Source organism: Bradyrhizobium sp. HKCCYLRH3097 (genome assembly GCF_051167875.1).
Classification (GTDB): Bacteria; Pseudomonadota; Alphaproteobacteria; order Rhizobiales; family Xanthobacteraceae; genus Bradyrhizobium.
Genome location: NZ_JBNPTX010000005.1, coordinates 275909 through 299984, shown reverse-complemented (window position 1 = coordinate 299984; position 24076 = coordinate 275909). Strand labels below are relative to the sequence as shown.

Annotated in this window: 22 protein-coding genes and 1 tRNA gene; 14 read left to right on the top strand and 9 right to left on the bottom strand. The window is 64.9% G+C overall.

Annotation, left to right across the window (positions count from 1 at the left end):
* Positions 1–269 precede the first annotated feature (269 nt).
* The 4 genes from ACQR0U_RS15330 to ACQR0U_RS15315 all read left to right on the top strand — a co-directional run bounded on the left by ACQR0U_RS15330 (position 270) and on the right by ACQR0U_RS15315 (position 5550).
* A complete protein-coding gene (locus ACQR0U_RS15330) occupies positions 270–1262 on the top strand; it encodes an AraC family transcriptional regulator (RefSeq protein WP_315749542.1) in 993 nt (330 codons plus the stop codon).
* A 439-nt stretch (positions 1263–1701) separates the two neighbouring features.
* Positions 1702–2694, top strand: a complete 993-nt coding sequence (locus ACQR0U_RS15325; RefSeq protein WP_315749544.1) for an AraC family transcriptional regulator — start codon at positions 1702–1704, stop codon at positions 2692–2694.
* A gap of 502 nt (positions 2695–3196) precedes the next feature.
* Entirely contained in the window at positions 3197–3568 is a 372-nt protein-coding gene (locus ACQR0U_RS15320; RefSeq protein WP_315749546.1) for a tRNA-binding protein, read from the top strand.
* A gap of 20 nt (positions 3569–3588) precedes the next feature.
* Positions 3589–5550 carry an alpha amylase C-terminal domain-containing protein gene (locus ACQR0U_RS15315; RefSeq protein WP_434843461.1) on the top strand — a complete coding sequence of 654 codons (1962 nt, stop codon included), beginning with the start codon at positions 3589–3591 and terminating at the stop codon, positions 5548–5550.
* Positions 5551–5655: 105 nt separating this feature from the next.
* Here the strand turns inward: ACQR0U_RS15315 and ACQR0U_RS15310 are convergent, their stop codons facing one another.
* Together ACQR0U_RS15310 and ACQR0U_RS15305 are read right to left on the bottom strand one after the other, a co-directional pair.
* Positions 5656–6588: a sugar kinase gene (locus ACQR0U_RS15310; RefSeq protein WP_434843460.1), complete on the bottom strand. Its 933-nt coding sequence runs from the start codon at positions 6586–6588 to the stop codon at positions 5656–5658.
* Positions 6575–7612: an SPFH domain-containing protein gene (locus ACQR0U_RS15305; RefSeq protein ID WP_434843459.1), complete on the bottom strand. Its 1038-nt coding sequence runs from the start codon at positions 7610–7612 to the stop codon at positions 6575–6577. Before ACQR0U_RS15305 ends, ACQR0U_RS15310 begins: the two co-directional genes overlap by 14 nt.
* Before the next feature lie 107 nt (positions 7613–7719).
* Between ACQR0U_RS15305 and ACQR0U_RS15300 the strand changes: the two genes are divergently transcribed.
* Complete coding sequence (locus ACQR0U_RS15300) at positions 7720–8460, top strand: NUDIX hydrolase (RefSeq protein WP_434843458.1); 741 nt, start codon at positions 7720–7722, stop codon at positions 8458–8460.
* Positions 8461–8568: 108 nt separating this feature from the next.
* Here the strand turns inward: ACQR0U_RS15300 and ACQR0U_RS15295 are convergent, their stop codons facing one another.
* Positions 8569–9135 (bottom strand): hypothetical protein, encoded by a 567-nt coding sequence (locus ACQR0U_RS15295; RefSeq protein ID WP_315714592.1) that lies wholly within the window; start codon positions 9133–9135, stop codon positions 8569–8571.
* A gap of 346 nt (positions 9136–9481) precedes the next feature.
* Between ACQR0U_RS15295 and ACQR0U_RS15290 the strand changes: the two genes are divergently transcribed.
* Positions 9482–10708: a CaiB/BaiF CoA transferase family protein gene (locus tag ACQR0U_RS15290; protein WP_434843457.1), complete on the top strand. Its 1227-nt coding sequence runs from the start codon at positions 9482–9484 to the stop codon at positions 10706–10708.
* A 236-nt stretch (positions 10709–10944) separates the two neighbouring features.
* Here ACQR0U_RS15290 and ACQR0U_RS15285 read toward each other — a convergent pair whose 3' ends face one another.
* Together ACQR0U_RS15285 and ACQR0U_RS15280 are read right to left on the bottom strand one after the other, a co-directional pair.
* On the bottom strand, positions 10945–11184 hold the full coding sequence (locus tag ACQR0U_RS15285) for a hypothetical protein (protein WP_315749556.1): 240 nt from the start codon (positions 11182–11184) through the stop codon (positions 10945–10947).
* A gap of 51 nt (positions 11185–11235) precedes the next feature.
* Positions 11236–11898 carry a TetR/AcrR family transcriptional regulator gene (locus ACQR0U_RS15280; RefSeq protein WP_316164536.1) on the bottom strand — a complete coding sequence of 221 codons (663 nt, stop codon included), beginning with the start codon at positions 11896–11898 and terminating at the stop codon, positions 11236–11238.
* A 230-nt stretch (positions 11899–12128) separates the two neighbouring features.
* Between ACQR0U_RS15280 and ACQR0U_RS15275 the strand changes: the two genes are divergently transcribed.
* Entirely contained in the window at positions 12129–13364 is a 1236-nt protein-coding gene (locus tag ACQR0U_RS15275; RefSeq protein ID WP_315749560.1) for an acyl-CoA dehydrogenase family protein, read from the top strand.
* A gap of 279 nt (positions 13365–13643) precedes the next feature.
* Complete coding sequence (locus ACQR0U_RS15270) at positions 13644–14702, top strand: phosphotransferase family protein (RefSeq protein WP_315714587.1); 1059 nt, start codon at positions 13644–13646, stop codon at positions 14700–14702.
* Between the two features lie 116 nt (positions 14703–14818).
* Here ACQR0U_RS15270 and ACQR0U_RS15265 read toward each other — a convergent pair whose 3' ends face one another.
* Positions 14819–15100, bottom strand: a complete 282-nt coding sequence (locus tag ACQR0U_RS15265) for a hypothetical protein (RefSeq protein ID WP_434843456.1) — start codon at positions 15098–15100, stop codon at positions 14819–14821.
* 302 nt (positions 15101–15402) lie between these two features.
* On the opposite strand from ACQR0U_RS15265, the gene ACQR0U_RS15260 reads away from it, so the two are divergent.
* A complete protein-coding gene (locus ACQR0U_RS15260; protein ID WP_434843455.1) occupies positions 15403–16359 on the top strand; it encodes a phosphotransferase family protein in 957 nt (318 codons plus the stop codon).
* A 960-nt stretch (positions 16360–17319) separates the two neighbouring features.
* Here the strand turns inward: ACQR0U_RS15260 and ACQR0U_RS15255 are convergent.
* Entirely contained in the window at positions 17320–18105 is a 786-nt protein-coding gene (locus ACQR0U_RS15255) for an SDR family NAD(P)-dependent oxidoreductase (RefSeq protein ID WP_316225287.1), read from the bottom strand.
* A 146-nt stretch (positions 18106–18251) separates the two neighbouring features.
* On the opposite strand from ACQR0U_RS15255, the gene ACQR0U_RS15250 reads away from it, so the two are divergent.
* On the top strand, positions 18252–18959 hold the full coding sequence (locus ACQR0U_RS15250) for a histidine phosphatase family protein (RefSeq protein ID WP_434843454.1): 708 nt from the start codon (positions 18252–18254) through the stop codon (positions 18957–18959).
* Positions 18960–19134: 175 nt separating this feature from the next.
* The gene (locus ACQR0U_RS15245) at positions 19135–19902 is read left to right on the top strand and encodes an SDR family NAD(P)-dependent oxidoreductase (protein ID WP_315714582.1); all 768 of its coding nucleotides are present in this window, start codon (positions 19135–19137) and stop codon (positions 19900–19902) included.
* A gap of 105 nt (positions 19903–20007) precedes the next feature.
* Here the strand turns inward: ACQR0U_RS15245 and ACQR0U_RS15240 are convergent, their stop codons facing one another.
* Positions 20008–21243: a serine hydrolase domain-containing protein gene (locus ACQR0U_RS15240; RefSeq protein ID WP_434843453.1), complete on the bottom strand. Its 1236-nt coding sequence runs from the start codon at positions 21241–21243 to the stop codon at positions 20008–20010.
* Between the two features lie 150 nt (positions 21244–21393).
* On the opposite strand from ACQR0U_RS15240, the gene ACQR0U_RS15235 reads away from it, so the two are divergent.
* Positions 21394–21469, top strand: a tRNA-Trp gene (locus ACQR0U_RS15235).
* A gap of 89 nt (positions 21470–21558) precedes the next feature.
* Here ACQR0U_RS15235 and ACQR0U_RS15230 read toward each other — a convergent pair.
* Entirely contained in the window at positions 21559–22800 is a 1242-nt protein-coding gene (locus ACQR0U_RS15230; protein WP_316202187.1) for an ABC transporter substrate-binding protein, read from the bottom strand.
* Positions 22801–23225: 425 nt separating this feature from the next.
* Here ACQR0U_RS15230 and secE point away from each other — a divergent pair, with 425 nt between their 5' ends.
* Positions 23226–23417, top strand: a complete 192-nt coding sequence (gene secE / locus ACQR0U_RS15225; protein WP_006611822.1) for a preprotein translocase subunit SecE — start codon at positions 23226–23228, stop codon at positions 23415–23417.
* Positions 23417–23974, top strand: a complete 558-nt coding sequence (gene nusG, locus ACQR0U_RS15220) for a transcription termination/antitermination protein NusG (protein ID WP_284423110.1) — start codon at positions 23417–23419, stop codon at positions 23972–23974. Before secE ends, nusG begins: the two co-directional genes overlap by 1 nt.
* The last annotated feature ends 102 nt before the right edge of the window (positions 23975–24076 follow it).

The window sequence follows — 24076 nt, the reverse complement described above, 5'->3', positions numbered from 1 at the left end:
CCTGCTGCCTGCTCATCTCAACGAGATTGAAGCGCGTCGCGCGGCGATTTTGAAGTTATTCTCAAGTCCAAACTCTGCAAACGTTGCTCAGAATTAGCCGCAACACTAGCCAGTTACCTGCTCAAGTTAACATGTGAGAAGTCGGGAACATGATCGAGCTGCGGCGCCTAGCCGCCTCCCGCGTGACGGGAGTTTCTCGGAGTTGACTTGGATCAGTCCGGAGGACGTACTCTTCAGTATTCAAGCGAGCCGTGAGCGAGGACAGACCGATGAACTTGGACCGATCCGTGAGCCTATTGAGCCGGGCTCCCGTCATTCGTACGGACGATCCGGAGGCGATGGAGCACGCGTTGCGTACGGTCTACGGGGCAACTGGCTTCGCAGTCACCAAGGCAGATGGCTTCCAGGGGGTGGGCAACTACCTTCAGCTTGCGAATATCGGCCTTGGCTTTTGTGCCTATGGCGGGGCGAGGGCGGTCGTCAAGTTCCCGGAAAGCGACTACGCGCGCCTGCAAATTGGCCTCAAAGGCAGCGCTTTGACCGTTCTGAATCGCACGGCGATCGCGATAACCGAGCGGCAGTCCTGCATAGTTGCGCCTGGCGAACCCAACAGGATTGTGTTCGAGCCAGGTTATGAGCAGCTCATTCTTCGAATAAGCGCGAGGGCGTTGGAGCAGACATTGACGACGCTGCTCGGTGCAAAGCCAGCCGGTGTCCTCAAGTTTGATCCCATAGCGGCTGCGGTGCAGCCGAACGCTCTGGTCTTGCGCGATCTGGCGATGTTCCTCGCTCATCAGCTGGATGCGACGGCGACAGAGCTGCCGCGCGCGGTGCTGGCCGAACTGGAGCAGGCTCTCATCGTTTCCTTCCTGTCGGCTCACCGCCACAATTTCAGCGAGCTGTTGGAGAGAGCCGAAAAGGATGTCGTGCCGCGGATCGTCCGGCTGGCCGAGGAGTATATCGAGGCCTCTTGGGACCGCGCCATCACGATCGAGGCGCTGGCTTCGCAGACAGGCGTCAGCATCCGCGCGCTCTATACTGCGTTCAAGAAGAGCCGCGGATACTCGCCGATGGCGTTTGCGAAAACGGTGCGATTGCGACGGGCAAAGCAGATGCTCTCGGGGGCAGATCAGCGCACCTCCGTCTCTGCAGTCGCCTACGATTGCGGCTTCGGAAATCTCGGACACTTCGCAAGAGACTATCGCGAGATGTTCGGTGAGCTTCCATCCGAAACTCTGTTGCGCTCGCGACGAGCCGCCTAGCTCGCCTTACAGAAGCGTCGGTCAGGCCAGTCCCAATAGCGCTGGGGCAGCGGCGAAGCAAAGCGCGGGTCGCCAACTCAAGCTGAGAGCCAATCATGATGACGCCGTCCGACTGCGGCGAGGCGCCAAGAAGCGGGTCAGGTCTTTCGAATATTCTCGTCTCGTAGAAAGCGCCGCGCTTTTCAACTTGTTCGGGTCACGTTCACCTCACGTCGCTGCTGGATACGCGTAGCGAGCTTCAACTTCATGGCGGATATTCTCTCGGGGGTAGGCGGGAGGGTTGCCGCGTCGTCCAGCGCAGACCTCATGAGATGAGGCCAAGTAGTAATCTGGAAGGAAATTGAAGCGCATCGATGAAGAAGATGGAACTGCGACACCTCGCCGCTGACCGGTGTTTTCCCGGAGTATCAGTTCGGTCAAACCGAGGTACCATCTTCCGATGAACCTAGATCAATCCGTAAGCCTGCTGAGCCGCGCTCCCGTCATTCGTACAGACGATCCGGAGGCGATGGAGCACGCGTTGCGTACCGTCTACGGGGCAACTGGCTTCACAGTCACCAAGCCAGATGGCTTCCTGGGGGTGGGCAACTACCTTCGGCTTGCGAATATCGGCCTTGGCTTTTGTTCATATGACGGGGGAACGTCGGTCGTCAAGTTCCCGGAGGGCGACTTCGCGCGCCTGCAAATTGGCCTCAAAGGCAGAGCTTTGACCGTTCTAAATCGCACGGCGATCGCGATAACTGAGCGGCAGGCCTGTATAATTCCGCCGGGTGAACCGATCAGGATTGTGTTCGAGCCAGGTTATGCGCAGCTCATTCTTCGAATAAGTACGGGGGCGCTGGAAAGGTCGTTGACGACGCTCCTGGGCGCAAAGCCGGCTGGCGTCCTCAGGTTCGATCCCATGGCGGCTGCGGTGCAGCCGAACGCTCTGGTTTTGCGCGATCTGACGATGTTCCTCGCTCATCAGCTGGATGCGACGGCGACAGAGCTGCCACGCGCGGTGCTGGCCGAACTGGAGCAGGCTCTCATCGTTTCCTTCCTGTCGGCTCACCGCCACAATTTCAGCGAGCTGTTGGAGAGAGACGAAAAGGACGTCGCGCCGCGGATCGTTCGGCTGACCGAAGAGTATATCGAGGCCTCTTGTGGGCGCGCCATCACGATCGAGGCGCTGGCATCGCAGACAGGCGTCAGCATCCGCGCGCTGTATGCGGCGTTTAAAAAAAGCCGCGGATACTCTCCGACGACGTTTGCAAAAACGGTGCGATTGCGACAGGCAAAACAGATGCTCTCGGGGGCAGATCAGCGCACCTCCGTCTCTGCAGTCGCCTTCAATTGCGGCTTCGGAAATCTCGGACACTTCGCAAGAGACTATCGCGAGATGTTCGGTGAGCTTCCATCCGATACTCTGTCGCGCGGGCGGCGAGCCGCCTAGCTCGCCTGACAGAGGCGCCGGGCAGGACCATTCCAAAGAGCGCCGGGGCCAGCAACGCGCGGTGGGCAGGTTGTGCCCGGCGAAGCTTGCTGATGATGTCCAGTATTCGCAGCCAGGCTGGGCCACCGTGCTGGGTCTGGAGGCAAAGCGACCGGACTGCGACATTACGGGCGACGTGTCATAGTCATGCGCTCGGCGGCGGACATGCTGCAGGGCGGGTCAAGGCGTGCACGCGACCATTCGCCGCTAGCGACATGCCATGGCGATTCACGCACCTCCCGCTCGGCGATGGGGGCAGCTGCACCCCCGCTTGCCTGGCCTGCGATTGAAGGCTTCGCAGGCTGCGACCGGCCTGCCACACCAATACAGCCAATCGTCCATATGCCGTGCCGTCGCCGGGCGCGTGCATTGTCAGGAGCCCTTATGGCGATTAAAGATTCCGACCCAGACCGCGTCGGCACCGCTAGCCTTCCCGCGCGGTCGCGCATTCGATGAGGCCGCCATGCATCTTGCCCATGATCCCACAGCGCCGGCGGCAGCAGGGATCAGCTTCGACCAGTTCCTGGCCGTCGACATCCGCATCGGCACCATCGTCGCGGCCGAGCCCTATCCGGAGGCGCGCAAACCGTCGCTGAAGCTGACCATCGATTTCGGGCCCGGCATCGGCACCAGGCGCTCCAGCGCCCAGATCGCCACGCTCTACGATCCGGCCACCCTGGTCGGCCGCCAGGTGGCCGGCGTCGTCAACTTCCCGCCGCGCCAGATCGGCAAGTTCATGTCCGAGGTGCTGACGCTCGGCTTTCCCGATGAACAGGGCAACGTCGTGCTGTTCCAGCCCGACAAGCGCGTGCCGAACGGCGCGCGGCTGTTCTGACGCGCGGAGAGCCGACCGCCATGGATATGCTGCTCGAACCTGTTACGCTGCCGCCGTTCCCCGAAGGCCTCAGGATTTCGCTCAGGCAGATGCATCTTCTCCAGGCTCCCATGGGCGGCACCCTGGTGACCGGCGGCGCCACCTTCCGCGTGTTCGCGCCGCATGCCAAGGCGGTCTACGTCTCCGGCCCGTTCAACGACTGGGCGCAGGACGCGAGCTGCCGGCTGGCGCCGATCGGCAACGGCCATTGGGCGATCTTCGTGCCGTCTCTGAAGGACGGCGACGCCTATATGTACTTCGTCGAGGGTGAAGGCAGCTCCGGCTACAAGCGCGATCCGCATGCACGGCTGCTTACGGTCGATCCGCCGTTTCCGCAGGCGCATTCGGTGCTGCGCAATCCGCACGCTTTTCCCTGGCACGACACCGACTACACGCCGCCGCCCAACAACGAGCTCGTGATCTATCAGCTCCATGTCGGCACCTTCGACATGAAGGCGGGCAATCCCGACGGCTGCTTCTTCGACGTGATCGAGCGCGTGCCGCATCTGGCGAAGCTCGGCGTCAACGCGATCGAGCTGCTGCCGGTGCAGGAATTCCCGACCATGTTCAGCATGGGTTACAACGGCACCGACCTGTTCAGCCCGGAGACCGAGTACGGGGAGGCAGAAGACGCGCATCTCGCGGCCTACTTCGCGCGAACCAACGAGATCCTGACGGCCGCCGGCGCCGCGCCTTACGCCGACATCGGCGTGGTCAGCCATTGCGACGACCAGCTCCGCGCGCTGATCGACGTCTGCCATGTCCATGGCATCGCCGTGCTGTTCGACGTCGTCTACAACCACGCCGGCGGCGGTTTTGACGAGGCCAGCATCTGGTTCTTCGACCGCCAGCCTTACGGCGATCCCAACCGCAGCCTGTATTTCACCGACCAGGGCTGGGCCGGCGGGCAGGTGTTTGCCTATTGGAATGCCGACGTGCGGCAATACCTCGTCGACAACGCCATCATGCTCTATCGCGAGTATCACGCCGACGGCCTGCGCTTCGACGAGGTCAGCGTGATGGACCGCTTCGGCGGCTGGGCCACCTGCCAGCAGCTCACCGAGGCGCTGCGCGCGGAGAAGCCGGATGCGATCCAGATTGCCGAATTCTGGCCGGTCAATCCGTGGGTGGTGAAGGACATCGCCACGGGCGGCGCGGGCTTCGATGCGACCTGGAGCGACGGCCTGCGGCTCGCCGTGCGCGGCGCGATCGCCAGCGCGGCAGGTGGGGCAGGGGCTCAGGTTGCGATGCAGCCGATCGCCACTGCCATCGCCGATCTCGGCCTGGGCCAGCGCTGGCGCGCCGTCAACTCGATCGAGAACCACGACATCGTCTATGCCGGCCGCGAGCCGCGCATCTCGCGTCTCGCCGATCCCGTCGACAGCCGTTGCTGGTACGCGCGCAGCCGCAGCCGCGTCGCCACCAGCCTGCTGCTGACCGCGCCCGGCGTCCCGATGCTGTTCATGGGCCAGGAGCTGTTCGAGGACCGGCCGTGGAGCGACATGCCGAGCCTGGACACGACCATCCAATGGGCGCTGCTCGACGGCGAGGACAAGATCACCGCTGATGCGATGCGCTTCACGCGCGAGCTGATCGCGATCCGCCGCACCCATCCGGCGCTGACCGCGGAGGGATGCGCCATCGTCCACGTCCATGACGGCAACCGCGTGCTCGCCTTCCACCGCTGGGACGGCCAGGGCGACGACGTGATGGTGATCGTCAGCCTCAGCGAGACGCCATGGCGCGACTACGCGATCGGCTTTCCGGCAGCGGGGCAGTGGAAGGAGGTATTCAACAGCGACGTCTATGACAACTGGGTCAATCCGGATGTGGTTGGTAACAATGGCTCGGTCACCGCAGGCGGCCCGCCGCTGCACGGCCAGCGCAGCTCGGCTGACGTGACGATTCCGGCGAATGGCGTGCTGGTGTTCGCGAGGGAGTGACGGACGCGTAGCCCGGATGAGCGCAGCGATATCCGCGGTCCCACGACTGTTGCGATGATCCCGGATGTCGCTGCGCTCATCCGGCCTACGAGCGTCGCCGTGTGGCTACACGATCAACCGCCCCTGGCGCTCCGCGATCCCGATCACCGCTTCCGTCCCCGCATTGAAATCGAGGTGATCCGCCTCGATGCCGTCGGAGAAAATGACGCCGTTCTCGGGCATCAGCGAGCGCAGGCGCAGTGTTTCGGCGCCGTTCAGCCCTCCGCAGACCAGGGATGTCTGTGACGTCTTGCTCGGGAACGGCTCGCGCACGGCAAAGCGCAAGCTCCGGGCGTCCCAGGGCAGGGCGGTGTAGTCGCCGCCCGTCGTGGGGCTGCCGAAGTTGCCGGCGATCGCCAGTGCGCCGGTGACGATGCTCTTGAACCACGCAGTCGAGCCGAGTCCGGTCGCGACGATCAGGCCGCTGGAGGACTGCCGCTCCTGATGCTCGCGGGTCGCGATCTCGTAGCGGGCCGAGACATGCGTGCGCGCGCCGATGAAGAGGTCGTTGACCGCATGGAGCACCTGGCCGTCGGCGAGGCTCGCGCGCGCCATGGTCACCGTCTTGGCCGCGCGCCGGTCGGCAGCAACCTCCGGCAGCAGGCTCGCGAGATCGGCCGGCGCGAACGGCAGCAGCACGCCGTCATGCCGGGCCGCGTCCGAGTTCAGGCCGAGCAGCGGCTGGCCGTCGAGATATTTCATGGTGTTGGCGACGAGCCCGTCGGGGCCGAGCGCCGCGACGATGTCGGCGGGGCCGAAGATGAAGTTCGGCAGGAAGCCGCGGTCGACGATCTGGTAGCGGCCCCAGCGCTCCAGCGTCTGGACGCTGGTCAAGCGCGCGGCCTGGTAGGCCGCGTGCTCGCGTTCGTAGTCGGAGAAGTCGGCGCCGAGATGCTCGACATAGAAGCGGGCCTGGTCCGCGGTGAGGAATCTGGTGATCAGCTCCTCGAGCCGCGTTCTCCTGACAACCAGCACCACCTTGCGGTCATTGCCGGACACGGGCAGCCTCCGAGGGCTTCTGCATCAGGCTGTTCAACAGCTCCGGCGAGACGTTCAGCTGCCCGATCTTCTCGGCCTTTTCGGCGAGGCCCGAAAACGCCTGCGCGATCAACTGGCCGGGTTGCATGCCGGTGGCGGCCAGCGCCTGGATCACGCGGGTGTCGACGCCCTCGAAGATCTTCATCAGCGCGCCGACGCGATAGGCTTCGGCATCCGCCAAGGTGCGGGTGTTCGCCGCATTCAGCGACACGAAATCCTTCCGCTTCGCCTCCAGCCCGATATCGGCGACCATGCCGGCCTCGCGCAGCTCGTTCTTCTTCGCGGCGACGCTGGCCTCCGCATCCATCTGCGTCTCGCGGATCGAGCGCTTCTTCTGCTCGACCGCGATCTCCGTGTCGAGCTCGCTCTCGCGGATCGCCCGCTCGCGCTCGACGGCGAAATTGCGCCGCGCGAAGATGGCTTCGTCCGCGGTCTTCAGGATCGCCTCGCGCGCCTCGGCCTCCAGCGCCTTGGCGGTCTCCGGCGTCGGCTTCACCGCGCGCACGGCGACGCCGAGGATCTCCAGTCCAAGCGCCTCGATGTCGGCGCGCCGCTTCAATCCGGCCGCAATCGTCTCGGCGATGCGGTCGGAGGCGCGCAGCGCTTCCTTCAGGGTCATGTCCTTGACGGCCTGCTGCGCCAGCACCTCGACCGCGCCGAGCACGCGCTGCGGCAGCTCCTCAGGGTCATCGGACTCGTAGGTCTTGCCGTCGCGCTTGAGCGTGAAGTTGAGCATCGCCGCCGCCTTCCTCGGCTCGCCGATGCGGTAGGTCACCTGGCCCTGGATCGTCAGCGTCTGAAAGTCGCGGGCGATCTGCTGGAAGATGAAGGCGGCGTCGCGGCTGCCGATGGGGATCGCGACCAGGGAAGTGGCGGGCCCGTAATAGAAGGTGGAGAGCCCGGCACCTTCCTCGACCACGCTGCCGGCGCGGTACTTGAGGAGATAGGTGGTGGGTTGGGCCTTGATGAAGCGTAAGCCGAACATGGCGGCCTCCTGACGTTCAATGGCATAAGTGTGTCACGCCAACTTAGTAAGTTGGACAGTACAACTAAGTATGCTAGTGTCAAGGGACAAATTCGGGGGCGGACGGTATGGCAGCACGGCAGGGGCAGGGCGGCGGAGCGGCTGCGAGAGCGGGCGGACTGGATTTTCCGCGGCCGCTGACCACGGTGGACATCGTCATCTTCACGATCCGGCTGGAGGCGCTGCACGTGCTGCTGGTGCGGCGCGGCCACGGCGAGGGAGAGCCGTTCCCGGACGCGTTTGCGCTCCCGGGCGGTTTCGTCGATGTCGACAAGGATCGCGATCTCGAAGCCTGCGCGCGGCGCAAGCTTGCCGAGAAGACCGGCGTGATCAGCACCTATCTGGAGCAGCTCGGCAGCTGGGGCAGTGCGCACCGTGATCCGCGCGGCTGGTCGGCGACGCACGCGTATTTTGCGCTGATCCCGGCGTCAGCGGCGGAGGCCGCGCTCGCGGCCGATGCGCAATGGTTTCCGCTCGCGGGCATGAGCGTGAAGCCGAATCTCGCGTTCGATCATGCCGAGATCCTGCAGGCCGCCGTGCGGCGGCTGCGCAACAAGGTCGAGTACACCTCGCTGCCGGCCTATCTGATGCCGGAGGAGTTCACCTTGCCCGAGCTGCAGCGGACTTACGAGATCGTGCTCGATCGTCCGCTGGAAAAGAGCGCCTTTCGCACCCGCATGCTCTCGGCCGACCTCATCGAGCCGATCGCCAAGATGCGCAAGGGGCCAAACCGGCCGGCGCAGCTCTATCGCCTGAAGGCGGCGGCCGCGCCGGTGTATTTCGCGCGGACGTTCAATGCGCCGGAGTGAAGCTCCGTCGCCCGCATGCGCGCAGCGATATGCGGGTTCTCATGAGGCGCGGCAGCGAACCCGGATGTCGCTCCGCTCATCCGGGGCTACCAAGGCGAGACGGCCGCATCAGGCCGAGAAGTCCACCACCAGCGACTTGCTGGTCGAGCTCGACGAACTCGTGCCGCTGGCGCTGTAGGATGAGGTCTTGCTGTTGTTCGAGCTCTGCAGCGCCTCGAGCAGCTTCTTCAACAGCTCCTCGACCTGGGATGAGGACGATGAAGACGACGAGGAGGAGGTGCTCGACGTGGTGTCGGTGCTGGACTCATCGCTCGGCGGGGCCGGCGGCGGACCGCCGGCGCCACCTGCGCCACCCGGACCGCCGGAGAAGGCGTTGGCAAATACGTTCTTCAGCTCGGTCGCCTGGTCCGAGGTCAGCTTGCCGCTGTCGACCTCACTCTGGATGAGATCGTCGATCTTCGACTGCATCTCCTTGGGCGACGGCGGCGCGCTGGAGCTCGACGATGACGACGAGCTGCCGCTCTGCAATGCGGAATCGATGTCGTCGAGCGCCGAGGACAGCGCAGTCTGGTCGGCGGAGCTGACCTTGCCGGCCGAGACTTCCTTGGTGAGTTCCTGCTTGAGCAGGTCGAGCGGCGAATATCCGCTCATGGAGGATGCAGAGATCGACGTCATGGCGTGCTCCGGGGTGCGACATCAAACCTGCGTCCAGGTGCGACCGGAACGCTTAACAGCTCCTTGTTCCGTGTTTCTGGATGTGTCCCGCCGCAGGCTGCACACAAAACGAAGCAAGAAAGTCAGCATGGCTGCGTAGCCCGGATGCGCGCAGCGACATCCGGGTTCGGCACGAGCGCCGGTGGAGACCCCGGATATCGCTGCGCGCATCCGGGCGACGGTCCGCGGCAAGGCGGCATGCCGCCAGCGCAATGCTCCGGCGCGGGAAATGGTGTATCCGCGGGTGACAGGCGGGGCTCTCGCTCGGGATGTCCGCCACAAGGAATAAAGCTCCCGGAGGAACTCCATGTCGGCCCTGCCGCTTTCTGGCATCAAGATTCTCGATCTGACCCGCGTGCTGGCCGGACCGCTGTCCGCGCAGATGCTGGCCGATCTCGGCGCCGAGGTGATCAAGATCGAGCGGCCCGGCACCGGCGACGATGCGCGCGCGTTCGGTCCGCCCTACCTCAGGGACCCCGATGGCAAGGCCAACAACAACAATTCCTTCTACATCTGCGCCAACCGCAACAAGAAGTCCGTCACGGTCAACATTGCCTCGCCGGAGGGGCAGGAGATCATCCGCGCGCTCGCCAAGGACTGCGACGTGTTCATGGAGAACTACAAGGTCGGCGATCTCAAGCGCTATGGCCTGGACTATGAGGCGATCCGCGCCGTCAATCCCGAGGTGATCTATTGCTCGGTCACCGGCTTCGGCCAGACCGGGCCGTATGCACCGCGGGCGGGCTACGATGCGGTCTTCCAGGCCATGGGCGGGCTGATGAGCGTGACCGGCCACATGGACGGCGAACCGGGGGCGGGGCCGATGAAGGTCGGTCCCTCAATCGTCGACTACATGACCGGCATGAACACCTCGATCGGCATCGTCTCGGCGCTGTATCACCGCGACGTCAATGGCGGTGGTGGCCAGCACATCGACGTCTGCCTGTTCGACACCGTGATTGCCTCGCTGTCGCACTATGCCCAGATCTTCCTGATCAACGGCAAGTCGCCGCCGCGCCGCGGCACCTGGGGCAATGGCGGCATGCCGGCCGGCGTGTTCCGCTGCACCGACGGCGAACTGATGCTGGTGGTCGGCAACGACGCGCAGTTCGCGCGCACCTGCGCGGTGTTAGGGGCGCCAGAACTGGCGACCGACCCGAAATTCGTCAGGAACAACGACCGCGTCGTCAACGGCAAGGAGATCATGGCGATCTTTGCCGGCCTGTTCCTGAAGAACTCGGTCGCGCATTGGCTGGAGGAACTGGAGAAGGCGGGCGTGCCGTGCGGGCCGGTCAACGACTTCGCCCACGTGTTCGCCGATCCGCATGTCCGCTCGCGCGGCATGGAGGTGAAGGTCGAACACCCGTTCGAGCCGCATCTGTCCCTGATCCGCAACGCGCTGACCTTCTCCGGTACCCCGATCACCGAGTATCGCGCGCCGCCGCTGCTCGGCGAGCATACGCAGGACGTGCTGTCGGGCCTCGGCTACGACGCGGCGAAGATCGCGGCGCTGAAGCAGCAGGGCGTGGTGTAGCTCCTCCGGATCCCCGCTCTCTCCGTTTGTCATTCCGGGGCGCGCGTAAGCGCGAGCCCGGAATCCATAGCCACAAGCGGTCATGGTAGAGCGAGCTGGACGTGGCCGCTGTCTCCGAACGACTGCTGTTCGTGGTTATGGATTCCGGGCTCATTCGCGCTGTTTCAAGATGGCTTCGCCATCTTGCGCGCGAATGCCCCGGAATGACAGCGGGAATGGAGCAGGCGGACGCGCGGCTATCGCGTGCGGTGATGCCTATGCCGCTTCGATTTGGGGCGGTGATAGCGCGGCTCTGCCACGTATGGGGCAGGCGGCGGCGTGCCGAGCTGCTGCCGGGATTCCTGCAAGCGGCGCTGATAGCCGGGCGAGTTCATGATGCTGGCGGCGGCGCCGCGCGCCAGCGCCGGCTCGCTCGCCATCATCATGGCGAGCGCACTGGCCGCAGCGGCCAGGATCAATCGCGAACGGACCGTCATCGGGCGAGTTCCATTGTCATTGGTGGCGACGTCATCTGTGGCGATCGGCGCTCAGCGCGCTGCAATCCTGGCCTTCGACTTTGCCGCCTGATCGCGCGTGGTCAAGCCGAGCACGGCGCCGCGCACCACCCGCGCGATCACATCCTCGACATCGTCGAGGTCGCATCGGCCGTCGGAGAGCTTGGTGAGGCGCTCGCTCTCGCGGATGGTGTGATGCGCCATGGCGAGCGCAAAATGCAGGCCCCAGAACAGATCGACCTCGGAGCTGTCGGGCAGGGCGCGCTGCATTGCGCCGGCGAATTTGCGCAAATGGTCGATTTCCTTGGTCTTGATGCGGCGAATTGGCGGCACCGATTCGATCGAGGCGCGGATCATGAACTGCGCCACCGCCGAGCGTTGGTTCTCAGGGCCAAGGCAGCCGCGCAGGATCGGGCCCACGAGGGCGCGCAGGATGTCGGAGATGTCGGCGCGACCGCCGCCCGCGTCCTCGGCTTCGCGCAATTCGCGCAGGCGCTCGCGGTTGAGCGCGATCGAGCGGGTCACGAACAGTTCGGCGATCAGCTCGTCCTTGGAGCCGAAATGATAGTTCACCGCGGCGAGATTGACGTTCGCCTCCGCCACGATGTCGCGCAAGGTCACGTCGGAGAAGCCGCGTTCGGCATAGAGCCGCTCGGCGGCGATCAGGATCGCAGTCCGGGTCTGGTCGGTCGCCATGCTCGTCCTCCCGAACGATGAAGCGGGGTGGGAGTTGCGTTTCAAACAATTGTATGAAACTATTGTTTGAGACGGCTGTAATGTCAATCACGGTTCTTCCGTGGGGCGACATTTCGGCGCTGCAGCGACGGTTCGCGCGGTCGTGTCGCGCAAGATCACACTTGCACGGACGCCGTGGGCGGGCCGACACTGCGGCCAAAGTTTCAGAGGAAACACCCAAGGAGAGTCCCATGGACTTCACGATGTCGGCGAAGCAGCAGGAATGGCTGGAGCGCGTGCGCAGCTTCATGACCAAGCATGTCCGCCCGGCGGTGCCGATCTACAAGCAGCAGGACGCCGAGGGCGACCGCTGGAAGGTGATCCCGATCCTGGAGGACCTCAAGGCCAAGGCGAAGGCGGAAGGCCTCTGGAACATGTTCATGCCGCCGTCGCCGCATGAGGACGACGAGTTCCGCGGCGCTGGCCTCACCAATCTCGAATATGCGCTGCTGTCCGAGGAAATGGGCCGCATCTCCTGGGCGTCCGAGGTGTTCAACTGCTCGGCGCCCGACACCGGCAACATGGAAGTGTTCATCCGCTACGGCACCAAGGAGCAGAAGCGCAAATGGCTGCGCCCGCTGATGGACGGCGAGATCCGTTCGGCCTTCCTGATGACGGAGCCGGCCGTGGCCTCGTCGGATGCCACCAACATCGAGACGCGGATCGTGCGTGACGGCGATCATTACGTCATCAACGGCCGCAAATGGTGGTCGTCGGGCGTCGGCGATCCCCGGTGCAAGATCGCGATCCTGATGGGCAAGACCGATCCATCGGCCGCCAAGCATCAGCAGCAGTCGCAGATCCTGGTGCCGCTCGACACCCCCGGCATCAAGGTCGAGAAGATGCTGCCGGTGTTCGGCTTCGACGACGCGCCGCACGGCCATGCCCAGGTGCTGCTCGAGAACGTCCGCGTTCCTGCGGAAAACATCCTGCTCGGCGAGGGCCGCGGCTTCGAGATCGCGCAGGGCCGTCTCGGTCCGGGCCGCATCCATCACTGCATGCGCACCATCGGCAAGGCCGAGGAGTCGCTGGAGAAGATGGTGCGCCGGCTGATGACGCGCCAGGCGTTCGGCAAGAAGATCATCGAGCATTCGGTGTGGGAGCAGCGCATCGGTGAGGCCCGCACCAACATCGAGATGTGCCGGCTATTGTGCCTCAAGGCGGCCGACATGATGGACAAGGTCGGCAACAAGACCGCCCAGGGCGAGATCGCGATGATCAAGGTCGCCGCCCCCAACATGGCGCTGAAGATCATCGACGATGCCATCCAGGCGTTCGGCGGCGCCGGCGTGTCGGATGATGCGGGTCTCGCCAAGGACTACGCCAACATCCGCACGCTCCGTCTTGCCGACGGCCCGGACGAGGTGCACAACCGCGCCATTGCCCGGCTCGAGATGAAGAAATACGCCAACGAGCCGCGGCATTGAGCGTCGACTTCTAGGGTGGGCAAAGCGTCCGTCGCCGCGCAGAGCGCGGGGGCGGATGCGTGCCCACCCACTTTCGAGTTCAAAGCAACATGGTGGGCACGCTTCGCTTTGCCCACCCTACGAATTCTAATGCCGAGCGGTGACGCACCACTTGCGTCATTCCGGGGCGACGCGCAGCGTCGAACCCGGAATCCAGAGATGGGTCCGCCAAGATAGAGATTCCGGGTTCAGCCTGCGGGCTGCCCCGGAATGACGAACACGTGAGAAGGGAGCCTCGTCGTGGCCGACGGCGTCAAGAAGGACGAAGAATTCTCCGGCACCAAGCCGGTCGAGGAGCGGCATCGTTTCGACGAGGCCAAGCTCGCGGCCTGGATGGCCGAGCATGTCGAAGGCTATCAGGGCCCGCTGACCGTGCTGCAGTTCAAGGGCGGCCAGTCGAACCCGACCTATCGTCTGAACACGCCGGCGCGTTCCTACGTGCTCAGGCGAAAGCCGTTCGGCAAGCTGCTGCCGTCGGCGCACGCAGTCGATCGCGAATTCCGCGTCATCGCCGCACTCGGCAAGCAGGGCTTTCCGGTCGCCAAGGCCTATGCGCTGTGCAACGACGACAGCGTCATCGGCGCTGCCTTCTACATCATGTCGATGGAGGAGGGCCGGGTGTTCTGGGATCCGACCCTGCCGCATGTCGCAGCGCCCGAGCGGCGCGCGATCTTCACCAGCAAGATCGAAACCTTGGCCAGGCTGCACAGCTATGATCCGGCGGCGATCGGCCTTGCCGACTTCGGCAAGCCCGGCAACTACTTTGCCCGCCAGGTCGACCGCTGGACCAAGCAATATCGCGCCTCCGAGACCGAGCATCTGCCGGAAATGGAGAAGCTGATCGAGTGGCTGCCGCGCACCTTGCCGGCGCAGCAGCGCGTCTCGATCGTGCATGGCGACTACCGGCTCGACAACATGATCTTCCACGCGACCGAGCCGCGCGTCATCGCGGTGCTCGACTGGGAACTGTCGACGCTTGGTGATCCCATGGCGGACTTCACCTATTTGCTGATGCAGTGGATCATGCCGGGCCTCGACGGCGTCGACCTGAAAGCGCTGAACATCCCGACCATGGAAGAAGCGGCGGAGATCTATCGTGGGGTCACCGGCACCGAGCTGCCCGATCTCAACTGGTACTTCGCCTACAATCTGTTCCGGCTCGCCGGCATCCTGCAGGGCATCATCGGCCGCATCCGCGACGGCACCGCCGCCAACGACAAGGCGATCGAGTCGGTCAAGCGCATGGTGCCCATGACCAAGCAGGCCTGGTCCTATGCGCAGAAGGCGGGGGCGGTGTAGTCTCCTGTAGCCCCGGATGAGCGAAGCGACATCCGGGGTCACACGCGCTGCGGCGATGAACCCGGATGTCGTTTCCGCCCATCCGGGCTACCAATTCCGCGCGCCGGCTAGGCCAATCACCGCCCACCGCCGCCGCCACCACCACCTCCACCGCCGCCACCGGCCGTGGTCATCGCGCCGCTGTAGCGCGGATCGGTCTGCTTCATGTAGATCGGCGAGGTGTCGCGGCTCTGACGGCGCATGGCTTGCTGCACCGGGACCTCGGTGCCGCAGGCTGTCCAGGAGACGAGCTCACAGCCCGGCCACGGGAATTCACGGGCGCTTGCGTTCGTCACCAGCGAGCCAGCCGCCGTGGCGGCCATCAGGGTGAGCAGCGCGAGTTTCGATAGTCTCGACATGTTAACCATCCTTCGTTTCGGCGAGGCCGGAATGGTCCGCTTGCGAGGTTCGACGGCGGCTCGGAGAAGGGGGTTCGAGGACGTGGGCGTAAAAAATCGCCGGTCATTAGGGGGGCATGCTTGAACCCGAGCGTGGCTCATGGCGACGCGATGGTCTTGCCGCCACGCTCCATGGACACGGGTTGGTCCGCGCGGCGCATTGACCTGACTGACGGGAGCTTGACCACGACGGGCGCGCGCAGTTAGGAAACTGTCGTCGCAGGCCATCTCGCAAGAATGTCCGCGAGCGGAGCTTTGCTGCCATGTCGCCGGTTTCGATTCGCCCGGATCTCGAGGTCGATCCCGCAACCGCCGATGCGATGCTTGCGCGCGCGGAGATCGACGCGCGGGTCGCCTCGGTGTCGCTGTTGCATGGTGGGGAGATCAGTGCCGTGTATGCGCTGGCTCTGCAAGGCGGCCAGCCGTCGCTGGTGCTGAAGATCTATCCTGACAGCATGAGCTGGAAGATGCGCAAGGAGGCGCGCCTGCTCGATCTGGTCCGGGACCGCCTGCCGGTGCCGGCGCCGCGGCTGCGCGCGGCGGACGCCTCGCGCGAGCTGATCGGCCTGGACTACGTGGTCATGAGCCGGCTCGACGGCGATCCGCTCGGTCCTCTCGAACAAGCGCTGTCCGCGCCGGAGCGGCGTGAGGCCTTCGAGCAGGTCGGTCGATTGTCGCGTGCCTTTCACGACATTGCGATGGATGCGTTTGGCTACATCGGTGCCGACGGCATCATGTCGGGCCATGCCGACAATCGTAGCTATCTCACCTCCCAGTTTGAACGCAAACTGGGCGAATTCCGCAGCCGCGGCGGGCCGGCTGATCTCGCCGCGCGCATCGCGCGCCAGGTGGCCGACGCGAGTGATCTGTTCGCCGCCTGCGGCGCGCCGGTGCTGTGTCACAATGATCTTCATCCCGGGAACGTGCTTGCGCGCGTCACCGGGGGCCGGGTCGAGCTCACCGGTGTGGTCGATTTCGAGGGCGCGCTGGCCGGCGACCCGCTCAAGGATGTCGCCAAGGCGATCTACTATCTCTCGCCGGAGCAGCGCGAGGCGTTTCTGGGCGGCTATGGTCCGATGAGCCGAACGGAGATCGAGCCGACGCTCGCGATCTATCGTCTGCTGTTCTCGCTGGAGCTGTGGTGCTGGTATCGGCAGTTTGGGGCGGCCGAAAAGCTCGCGCCGCTCATCGAGGACCTCGACCGCCTTGTGAGCGGCTAGAGCATGATCCGGAAAAGTGGAAACCGGTTTTCCGAAAGGATCATGCTCAAACAAGAGATGAGATCATGATGCGTCTCCTTGGAAACGCATCATGATCCAGGTCCGTTCGGCCAACGCTTGCCCGTCGGGCAAATCGGCATGTGCGAGCGTGGCGTTGTCGGCCCCGCGCAGGCTGCGGTTATGACTGCAATCATCGTCGCCGATGAGGAAAGTTCGCGAGCACGGTCAATGTGATCGTCTCGTCCAGTCCGGAAGGCTAAAAGATTTTGCTTTCGCTTTTTCGGAATTTATGATCTGATGCGCCCATCCCGTCCCACCGAAGGGGCGTTGCGCGCGATCGTCACGACACGCGGGGCGGGGAGCGGTGGCCGCGATCATGTCGCAGCGTGTCCGGAGGGATGCGCGGACGAACGGCATGGCGCGGACGTGAAGTCGCAGCGTGCTGGCACCCCGATGCTGGTGCTACGTCGCGACGGCGCTTGCGCGCCGCGCGGACAATGGTGGCCAGAAAGCCCGGCGCACCAGGCAGACTGCGTATAAGCGTGAAGACCATCGCGCAGGGAAGGCCGGGCGTTTTCCGGCTGCACCTGTGGTACCTGCCGCCTGCATTTTTTTACGCAGGCGGGCCGCAGGCGTCAGCCGACGCCTGGCCTTCCCTGCGCCCTTCGATGGAAGGGCGGTGAAATTCAGGATCACTCGGGCGCGGGGGCGTCGCGAGATCGCTCACGCATGTCGATGAGTTCGACAGCGAGCGATTTGTGGGGCGCGATGCCGGCAGTTCCAAGCTCGTCATGCCCGGGCTTGTCCCGCCTGCGCGGCCGAAGCCGCTTCGGCGCGGCGAAGGCCCGGGCATCCACGTCGCTCCTCGCGTGCCGACCGACGTGGATGGCCGGGACAGGCCCGGCCATGACGGATGACAGAGGAGAGGCGATGTCGACACCAGTGCGAGGGGAGACAGCGCTAGATCGGCTTCCCCGCATACGGCATCGAGGCCGTGAGGCCGCCGTCGACCGGGAAGGCCTGGCCGTTGACGTAGGAGGCCTCGTCGCTGGCGAGGAACAGGGCCATGGCGGCGATCTCGTGCGGCTGGCCGGCGCGCTTCAGCGGATTGAGCTGGCCGATCTTGCCCTCGGTGCCGCGCTCCTTGGCGCCGTCGAAGATCGGCTTGGTCATGCCGGTCTCGATCAGGCCGGGACACACCGCGTTGATCCGCACGCCGGTGCCGGAGAGGGAGTACGCCGTGGTCTGCACCAGGCTGATGACGCCGGCCTTGCTCGCCGCGTAGGGATGACCCGAGGCGCCGGATTTCAGGCCCGCGACGGAGGCCGTGCAGACGATGGCGCCGCGCTGCTGCCGCACCATGTGCGGCATCGCGTACTTCACCGCGAGGAACGGGCCGATCAGGTTGATGCGCAGGATCTCCTGCCAGTGCTCGACGGTCTGCTCGGCGATCGGGATCAAGCCGCCGGAGATGCCGGCATTGGCCCAGATCACGTCGAGCTTGCCGTAGGTCGCCACGGCGCGGTCGATGAAGCCCGAGACATCGGCCTCGGAGCCGGCGTCGGCGAGCACGGCTTCGGCAATGCCGCCCTGCTGCTTGACCATCTCGACCGTCTCCTTGACGGCATCGCTGCGATCCACCGCGATCAGTCGCGCGCCTTCTTTCGTGAACATCAAGGATGCGGCGCGGCCGATGCCGCTGCCGGCGCCGGTGATGATGACGGATTTGCCTTCGAGGCGGCCCATGTTTCCTCCTGCTTCAATTGTGATCAGTTGCGTGCCGCGCAACGGAATTCAAACGCCGTTTCAAACGTGCTGAGATCGCCAAGCGGCTTGAGACGATCTGGGCCTTCACGTACAGCGGGAGACGAGCGGAGGGAAGGGTCTGAGCGATGTCGGCTGATGGAACGAAACCTTCTGTCGTCACCACGCGCTGGTGGTGGGTGCGTCACGCGCCGGTGCGCAGCGACGGCGGCAACATCTACGGCCAGTCGGACATCGCCTGCGATACCTCCGATCGCGAGGTGTTCGAGGCGGTCGCGAAAATCCTGCCGCGCCGCGCGGTGTGGTATGCGAGCAATCTGATGCGTACGCATCAGACGGCGGAGGCGATCTGGGCCGCCGGATTCCCGCGTCCCGCAGCTATGATCAGGGAGGCCGCTTTTGCCGAGCAGCATCTCGGGCAATGGCAGGGCATGAACCGCGCCGCGTTCCTGGCCAGCCGTCCCGCGGGCAGCCACTGGTTCGCCGACATCGATGAGCCGGCGCCGGGCGGCGAGAGCTACATGGATCTGTACACCCGCGTGACAGCGGCGATTGCGCGCATCACGGTTTCGGAAGCCGGCCGCGACGTCGTCGCCGTCGGCCATGGCGGCACCATCAAGGCGGCTCTTGGCCTGGCGCTCGGCGGCCTGGTCGAGAAGGGGCTCGCCTTCGACATCGACAATTGCTCGGTGACCCGGCTCGACCACATCGTGGCCGGCGAGACGAGTACATGGCGGCTGCCGATGGTCAATCAGCAGCCCTGGATCGCGGACGCCGCGCACCGCGCGATGCACCAGCCGGCCGGGCCGGAGGTGACGACGAGCAAGCTGGCGTGAAACGAGATAGTGAGTTGCTATGCGCGTCGTTCAAAAATCTCGCCCGCCACACGGGCAGTGCACCCTCTTCCCTTGTGGGAGAGGGCGCAGTCACTGGCACCGCGGAAAAGTCTCGTGGACGTCGCCGTGCCAATTTCGAAACCGACAACAGCCAAATAAGTAGGAGGAACTCCCCATGACCCTGTTCGACATGACCGGCAAGGTCGCCGTCATCACCGGATCCACGCGTGGCATCGGGCTCGCCATTGCCGAGCGCATGGCCGAGCACGGCGCCAAGGTGGTGATCTCCTCGCGCAAGGCCGATGTCTGCGACCAGGTGGCGCGCGAGATCAATGACCGCTTCGGTGCAGGCACGGCGGCGGCAGTCGCCGCCAACATCTCCAGCAAGGAGAACCTGCAGAACCTCGTCGACGAGGCCAACCGCATCTACGGCAAGATCGACGTGCTGGTCTGCAACGCGGCGTCGAATCCTTACTACGGGCCGCTCGCCGGCATCTCCGACGATCAGTTCCGCAAGATCCTCGACAACAACATCGTCGCCAACAACTGGCTGATCAGCATGGTCGTGCCGCAGATGATCGCGCGCAAGGACGGCTCGATCATCATCGTGTCGTCGATCGGCGGCCTGAAGGGCTCGACCATCCTCGGTGCCTACGCGATCTCCAAGGCTGCCGACATGCAGCTCGCGCGCAACCTCGCCTGCGAATACGGCCCGCACAATGTGCGCGTGAACTGCATCGCGCCCGGCCTGATCAAGACCGATTTCGCCAAAGCGCTGTGGGACAATCCGGAGAACCTCAAGGCCTCGACCGCGCGCTCGCCGCTGCTCCGCATCGGCATCCCCGACGAGATCGCCGGCGCCGCGGTCTTCCTGGGCTCCGCCGCGGGCAACTTCATGACCGGCCAGACCATGGTGATCGACGGCGGCGCGACGATCAGTTGAGGGGGACATACGGGTGTGGTGCGCGGTGATGCCGCCACACTCTCAACTGTCGTCCCGCGAACGCTAGGCGTTCGCCGGGACGACAGCATTTGCTGCGCGCCGCCCTCATTCCACCGCCGCGTACACCACGTCGCGCACCAGCGTGCGCAGGTAGTCGCGCTGCCCGGGGGCCTGCGCCATGAACACGCAGAACAGCTCCTCCTTCGGATCGATCCAGAAGAACGTGCCGGCGATGCCGCTCCAGAAGAAGGTGCCGGGCGAGCCGGGGAAGGGCGCGATGCCGGCCTCGCGGCGCACCGCGAAGCCGAGGCCGAAGCCGTGACCGGGCGCCAGCAGCGTGCCGACCGTCTTCACGTGCGGACCGAGATGGTCGGAGGCCATCAGCTCGAGCGTCTTGCGGCCGACCAGCCGGGTGCCGTCGAGGCTGCCCTTGCTGAGCAGCATCGCGCAGAACCGGGCGTAGTCCATCGTGGTCGCCACCAACCCGCCGCCGCCGGATTCCATCAGCGGCTGCTCGGTCATCTTGAACAGGTTGACCGCCTCGCCGGTCCACGGGTCCTTGGCGAACGGCTCGGCCAGCCGGCCAGCATTCGCCTCGGCGGTGGAGAAGCCCGTCTCCTTCATGCCGAGCGGCTCGAGGATGCGCTCGGAAAGGAAGGGGCCGAGCGTCTGGCCCGAGACGACCTCGATGATGCGCCCGAGGATGTCGGTCGAGCGGCTATAGTTGAACTCGGCGCCCGGCTGGCAGATCAGCGGCAGGCCGGCGACGATCGTCGCGTGCTCGGCATTGGTGATCTTGCGGCTGCGCACCCGCGATTGCTGGTAGAGCTGGTGCACCGGCCCGGTGCCGGTGTGCTCATACGCCAAGCCCGAGGTGTGGCGCAGCAGGTCCTGGACCGTCATCGGCTGGGCGACCGGGACCAGCTCCAGCTTGCCGCCGGTCACGACGCCCACTTTCTGCTCGCCGAATTCCGGGATGAACTTGGCGACCGGGTCGGACAGCAACAGCTCGCCGTCCTCGACCAGCATCATGATCCCGAGCGAGACGATCGGCTTGGTCATCGAGAAGATGCGGAAGATCGAATCCGGCCGCATCGGCGTGTCGGCGTCGGGCGCTTGCCGGCCGATGGCGTCGAACCAGCCGATCCGGCCGCGGCGGCCGACCAGCAGGGTGGCTCCGGGGATGGTTCCCTTGTCGGCCTCGCGCTTGAACGCATCCGAAGCTCGCTGCAGCCGAGCCTGGGACAGGCCCAGCGCCTCGGGGCGGTCATCCGGCAGCGGCGGCGTCAACGAGCGGAGCGCGGAAAGGTGCGCGCTGGATGCGGCAGTCGGTGGGGTCATGGGCTCTCCCTGAAGTCCTGTTGTCGGTTTGCATCAAGTCTGGCGCGGAAGTTGTGGTCTGACCAGTCGATTTGCCCCATTGCACCCTTGCATTCGGGGGGAGGTCTATGCTTCAAAGCGCGCGAACCGGCGACACTGTCCCGGCTCGCTAGGAGTGTAGCTCAATTGGTAGAGCACCGGTCTCCAAAACCGGGGGTTGGGAGTTCGAGCCTCTCCACTCCTGCCAGCGAGATCAAGCACTTAAGCCAAAAATCGACGAGACAGGTGAGGCCGGGGCCCGCAACGCGCGAGCCCCGAATGCATTTCAGCAACCCCTTATTGTTTCACATAAGGACAGTTGCCGTCCTTCATCGGCCGGAACACCTGGTCGCCGGCCACCTCGGCCAGCACCTTGTAATAGTCCCACGGGCCCTTCGACTCCTCGGGCTTCTTCACCTCGAACAGGAACATCGAGTGCACCATGCGGCCGTCCTCGCGCAGGATGCCGTTGTCGGTGAAGGCGTCACGCACCGGGGTCTCGCGCATCTTCGCGAGCACCGGCTTGGTGTCGCGGGTGCCGGCGGCCTTGACGGCATTGAGATAGTGCAGGGTGGCGCTGTAGGTCGCGGCCTGGTTCATGGTCGGCATCCGCTTCATGCGCTCGAAGAACTTCTTGCCGAAGGCGCGGGTGCGGTCGTTGAGATCCCAGTAATAGGCCTCGGTGATGATCAGCCCCTGCGCCAGCTTCAGGCCGAGGCTGTGGATGTCCGAGATGAACATCACGATGCCGGCGAGGTTCTGGCCGCCGGCAACGATGCCGAACTCGGCGGCCTGCTTGATGGTGTTGATGGTGTCGCCACCGCCGTTGGCCATGCCGATGATCTTGGCCTTACTGGCCTGCGCCTGCAGCAGGAAGGACGAGAAGTCCTGGTTGTTGAGAGGATGCCGGGCGCTGCCGACCACCGTGCCGCCGGCGGCGCGCACGACGTCGCCGGTGTCGCGTTCGATCGAATGGCCGAACAGATAGTCGGCGGTGATGAAGAACCAGGTATTGCCACCGTTCTTGACGATCGCGCTGCCGACCGTGTGCGCGTTCCCATAAGTGTCGTAGGTCCAGTGCACGGTGTAGGGCGAGCAGGACTTGCCGGTGATGTCGGAGCTCGCGGCATCCGTCACGATCATCAGCTTCTCGAACTGCTTCGACATCTCCATGCCGGCCAGCGCGGTGGCCGAGGTCGGCATGTCGATCACCATGTCGACGGTCTCGTTCTCGTACCATTTGCGCACGATCGCGGCGGCGATGTCGGCCTTGTTCTGCGGATCGGCGCTGATCACCTCGATCGGCTTGCCGAACATGCTGCCGCCGAACTCCTCGACCGCGAGCTTGGTCGCCTCGAGATTGCCCTGGCCGCCGATGTCCGAATAGACCGACGAGAAGTCGCTGAGCACGCCGATCTTGAGCGGGGCTTGGGCCTGGGCACAGGCAGGGACGGCGGTGAGGGCGAGAGCGGCAAGACCGAGAGCAGCAAGGCTGACGGCGGCAAGGCGCGTCCGTCCCTTGCGCGGGGCAAAGGTCATGGGTTTCCTCCGGATTGTTCTCGTGCGGACGAGAATGAGCGGGCGCCGCAGGCCCGGCAAGAGCAGGAACCGCTCCACCGCGGGCATTTCGTCGCGGCAACTGCTCAACCTGCCGTGGTGCGGAAATGGCCTGCCGCGACACGAAAAACCGCGTTGTTGCGAGCCTGGCGGGGGCCTGCCACGGGAATGACCGCCGACGCCCGGCATGCCCATATCTTGACCTTTGGCCGGCCGGACAGTAGATATCTTGGCAACCTGCAGCCGGCCCGCGACAAAAGCGGATATCCGGCGCGGCTTTTCACTCCCCGAACAAGCGAGCCCGTGGATTCGGCTCATCTCTCCGACAAGAGGGTGGGCCACGGACGGCTGTTCGGTTTTCCCAGTCAACTCTTCAATCGTCCGATGACGGACGCGGACCCCTGACGATGGCTACCAGCCCGTTCAAATTCCTGCAGGAAGTGCGCTCGGAGACCGCCAAGGTCTCGTGGCCGAGCCGTCGCGAGGTCACCATCACCACGATCATGGTGTTCGTGATGGTGGCGCTGGCCTCGGTGTTCTTCTTCGCCGCCGATCAGATCATCCGTTATCTCATCACCCTCGTGCTGGGCATCCACTGATGGCAACCGCAACGCAAAGCTCCGACAAGCGCTGGTACATCGTCCACGCCTATTCGAACTTCGAGAAGAAGGTCGCGGAGTCGATCCGCGAGCAGGCCAAGCAGCGCAATCTCGAGGACCTGTTCGAGCAGGTGCTGGTGCCGATCGAGAAGGTCACCGAGGTGCGCCGCGGCCGCAAGATCGACGCCGAGCGCAAGTTCTTCCCCGGCTACGTGCTGGTGAAGATGAAGCTGACCGACGAGGCGTTCCACCTGATCAAGAACACGCCCAAGGTGACCGGCTTCCTCGGCGCCGAGAACAAGCCGATGCCGATCTCCGAAGGCGAGGCGATGCGCATCCTGAACCAGATGCAGGAAGGCGTGGAGCGGCCGAAATCCTCGGTGTCGTTCGAGATCGGCGAGAACGTCCGCGTCGCCGACGGCCCGTTCGCCTCGTTCTCCGGCGTGGTCGAGGAAATCGACGAGGCCCGCTCGCGCGTCAAGGTCGCGGTGTCGATCTTCGGCCGTGCGACGCCGGTCGAACTGGAATTCAACCAGGTCGAGAAGATCGTCGGTTAAGGGCCGGGCTGCCGGCTCTCTCGGCGTCCCGGGCTTTCCTTTTCGTCCGATCTCGTGTATCGGGCGCGCTTCGCTCCCCGAACGGGGGGCGATTTCGTTCGT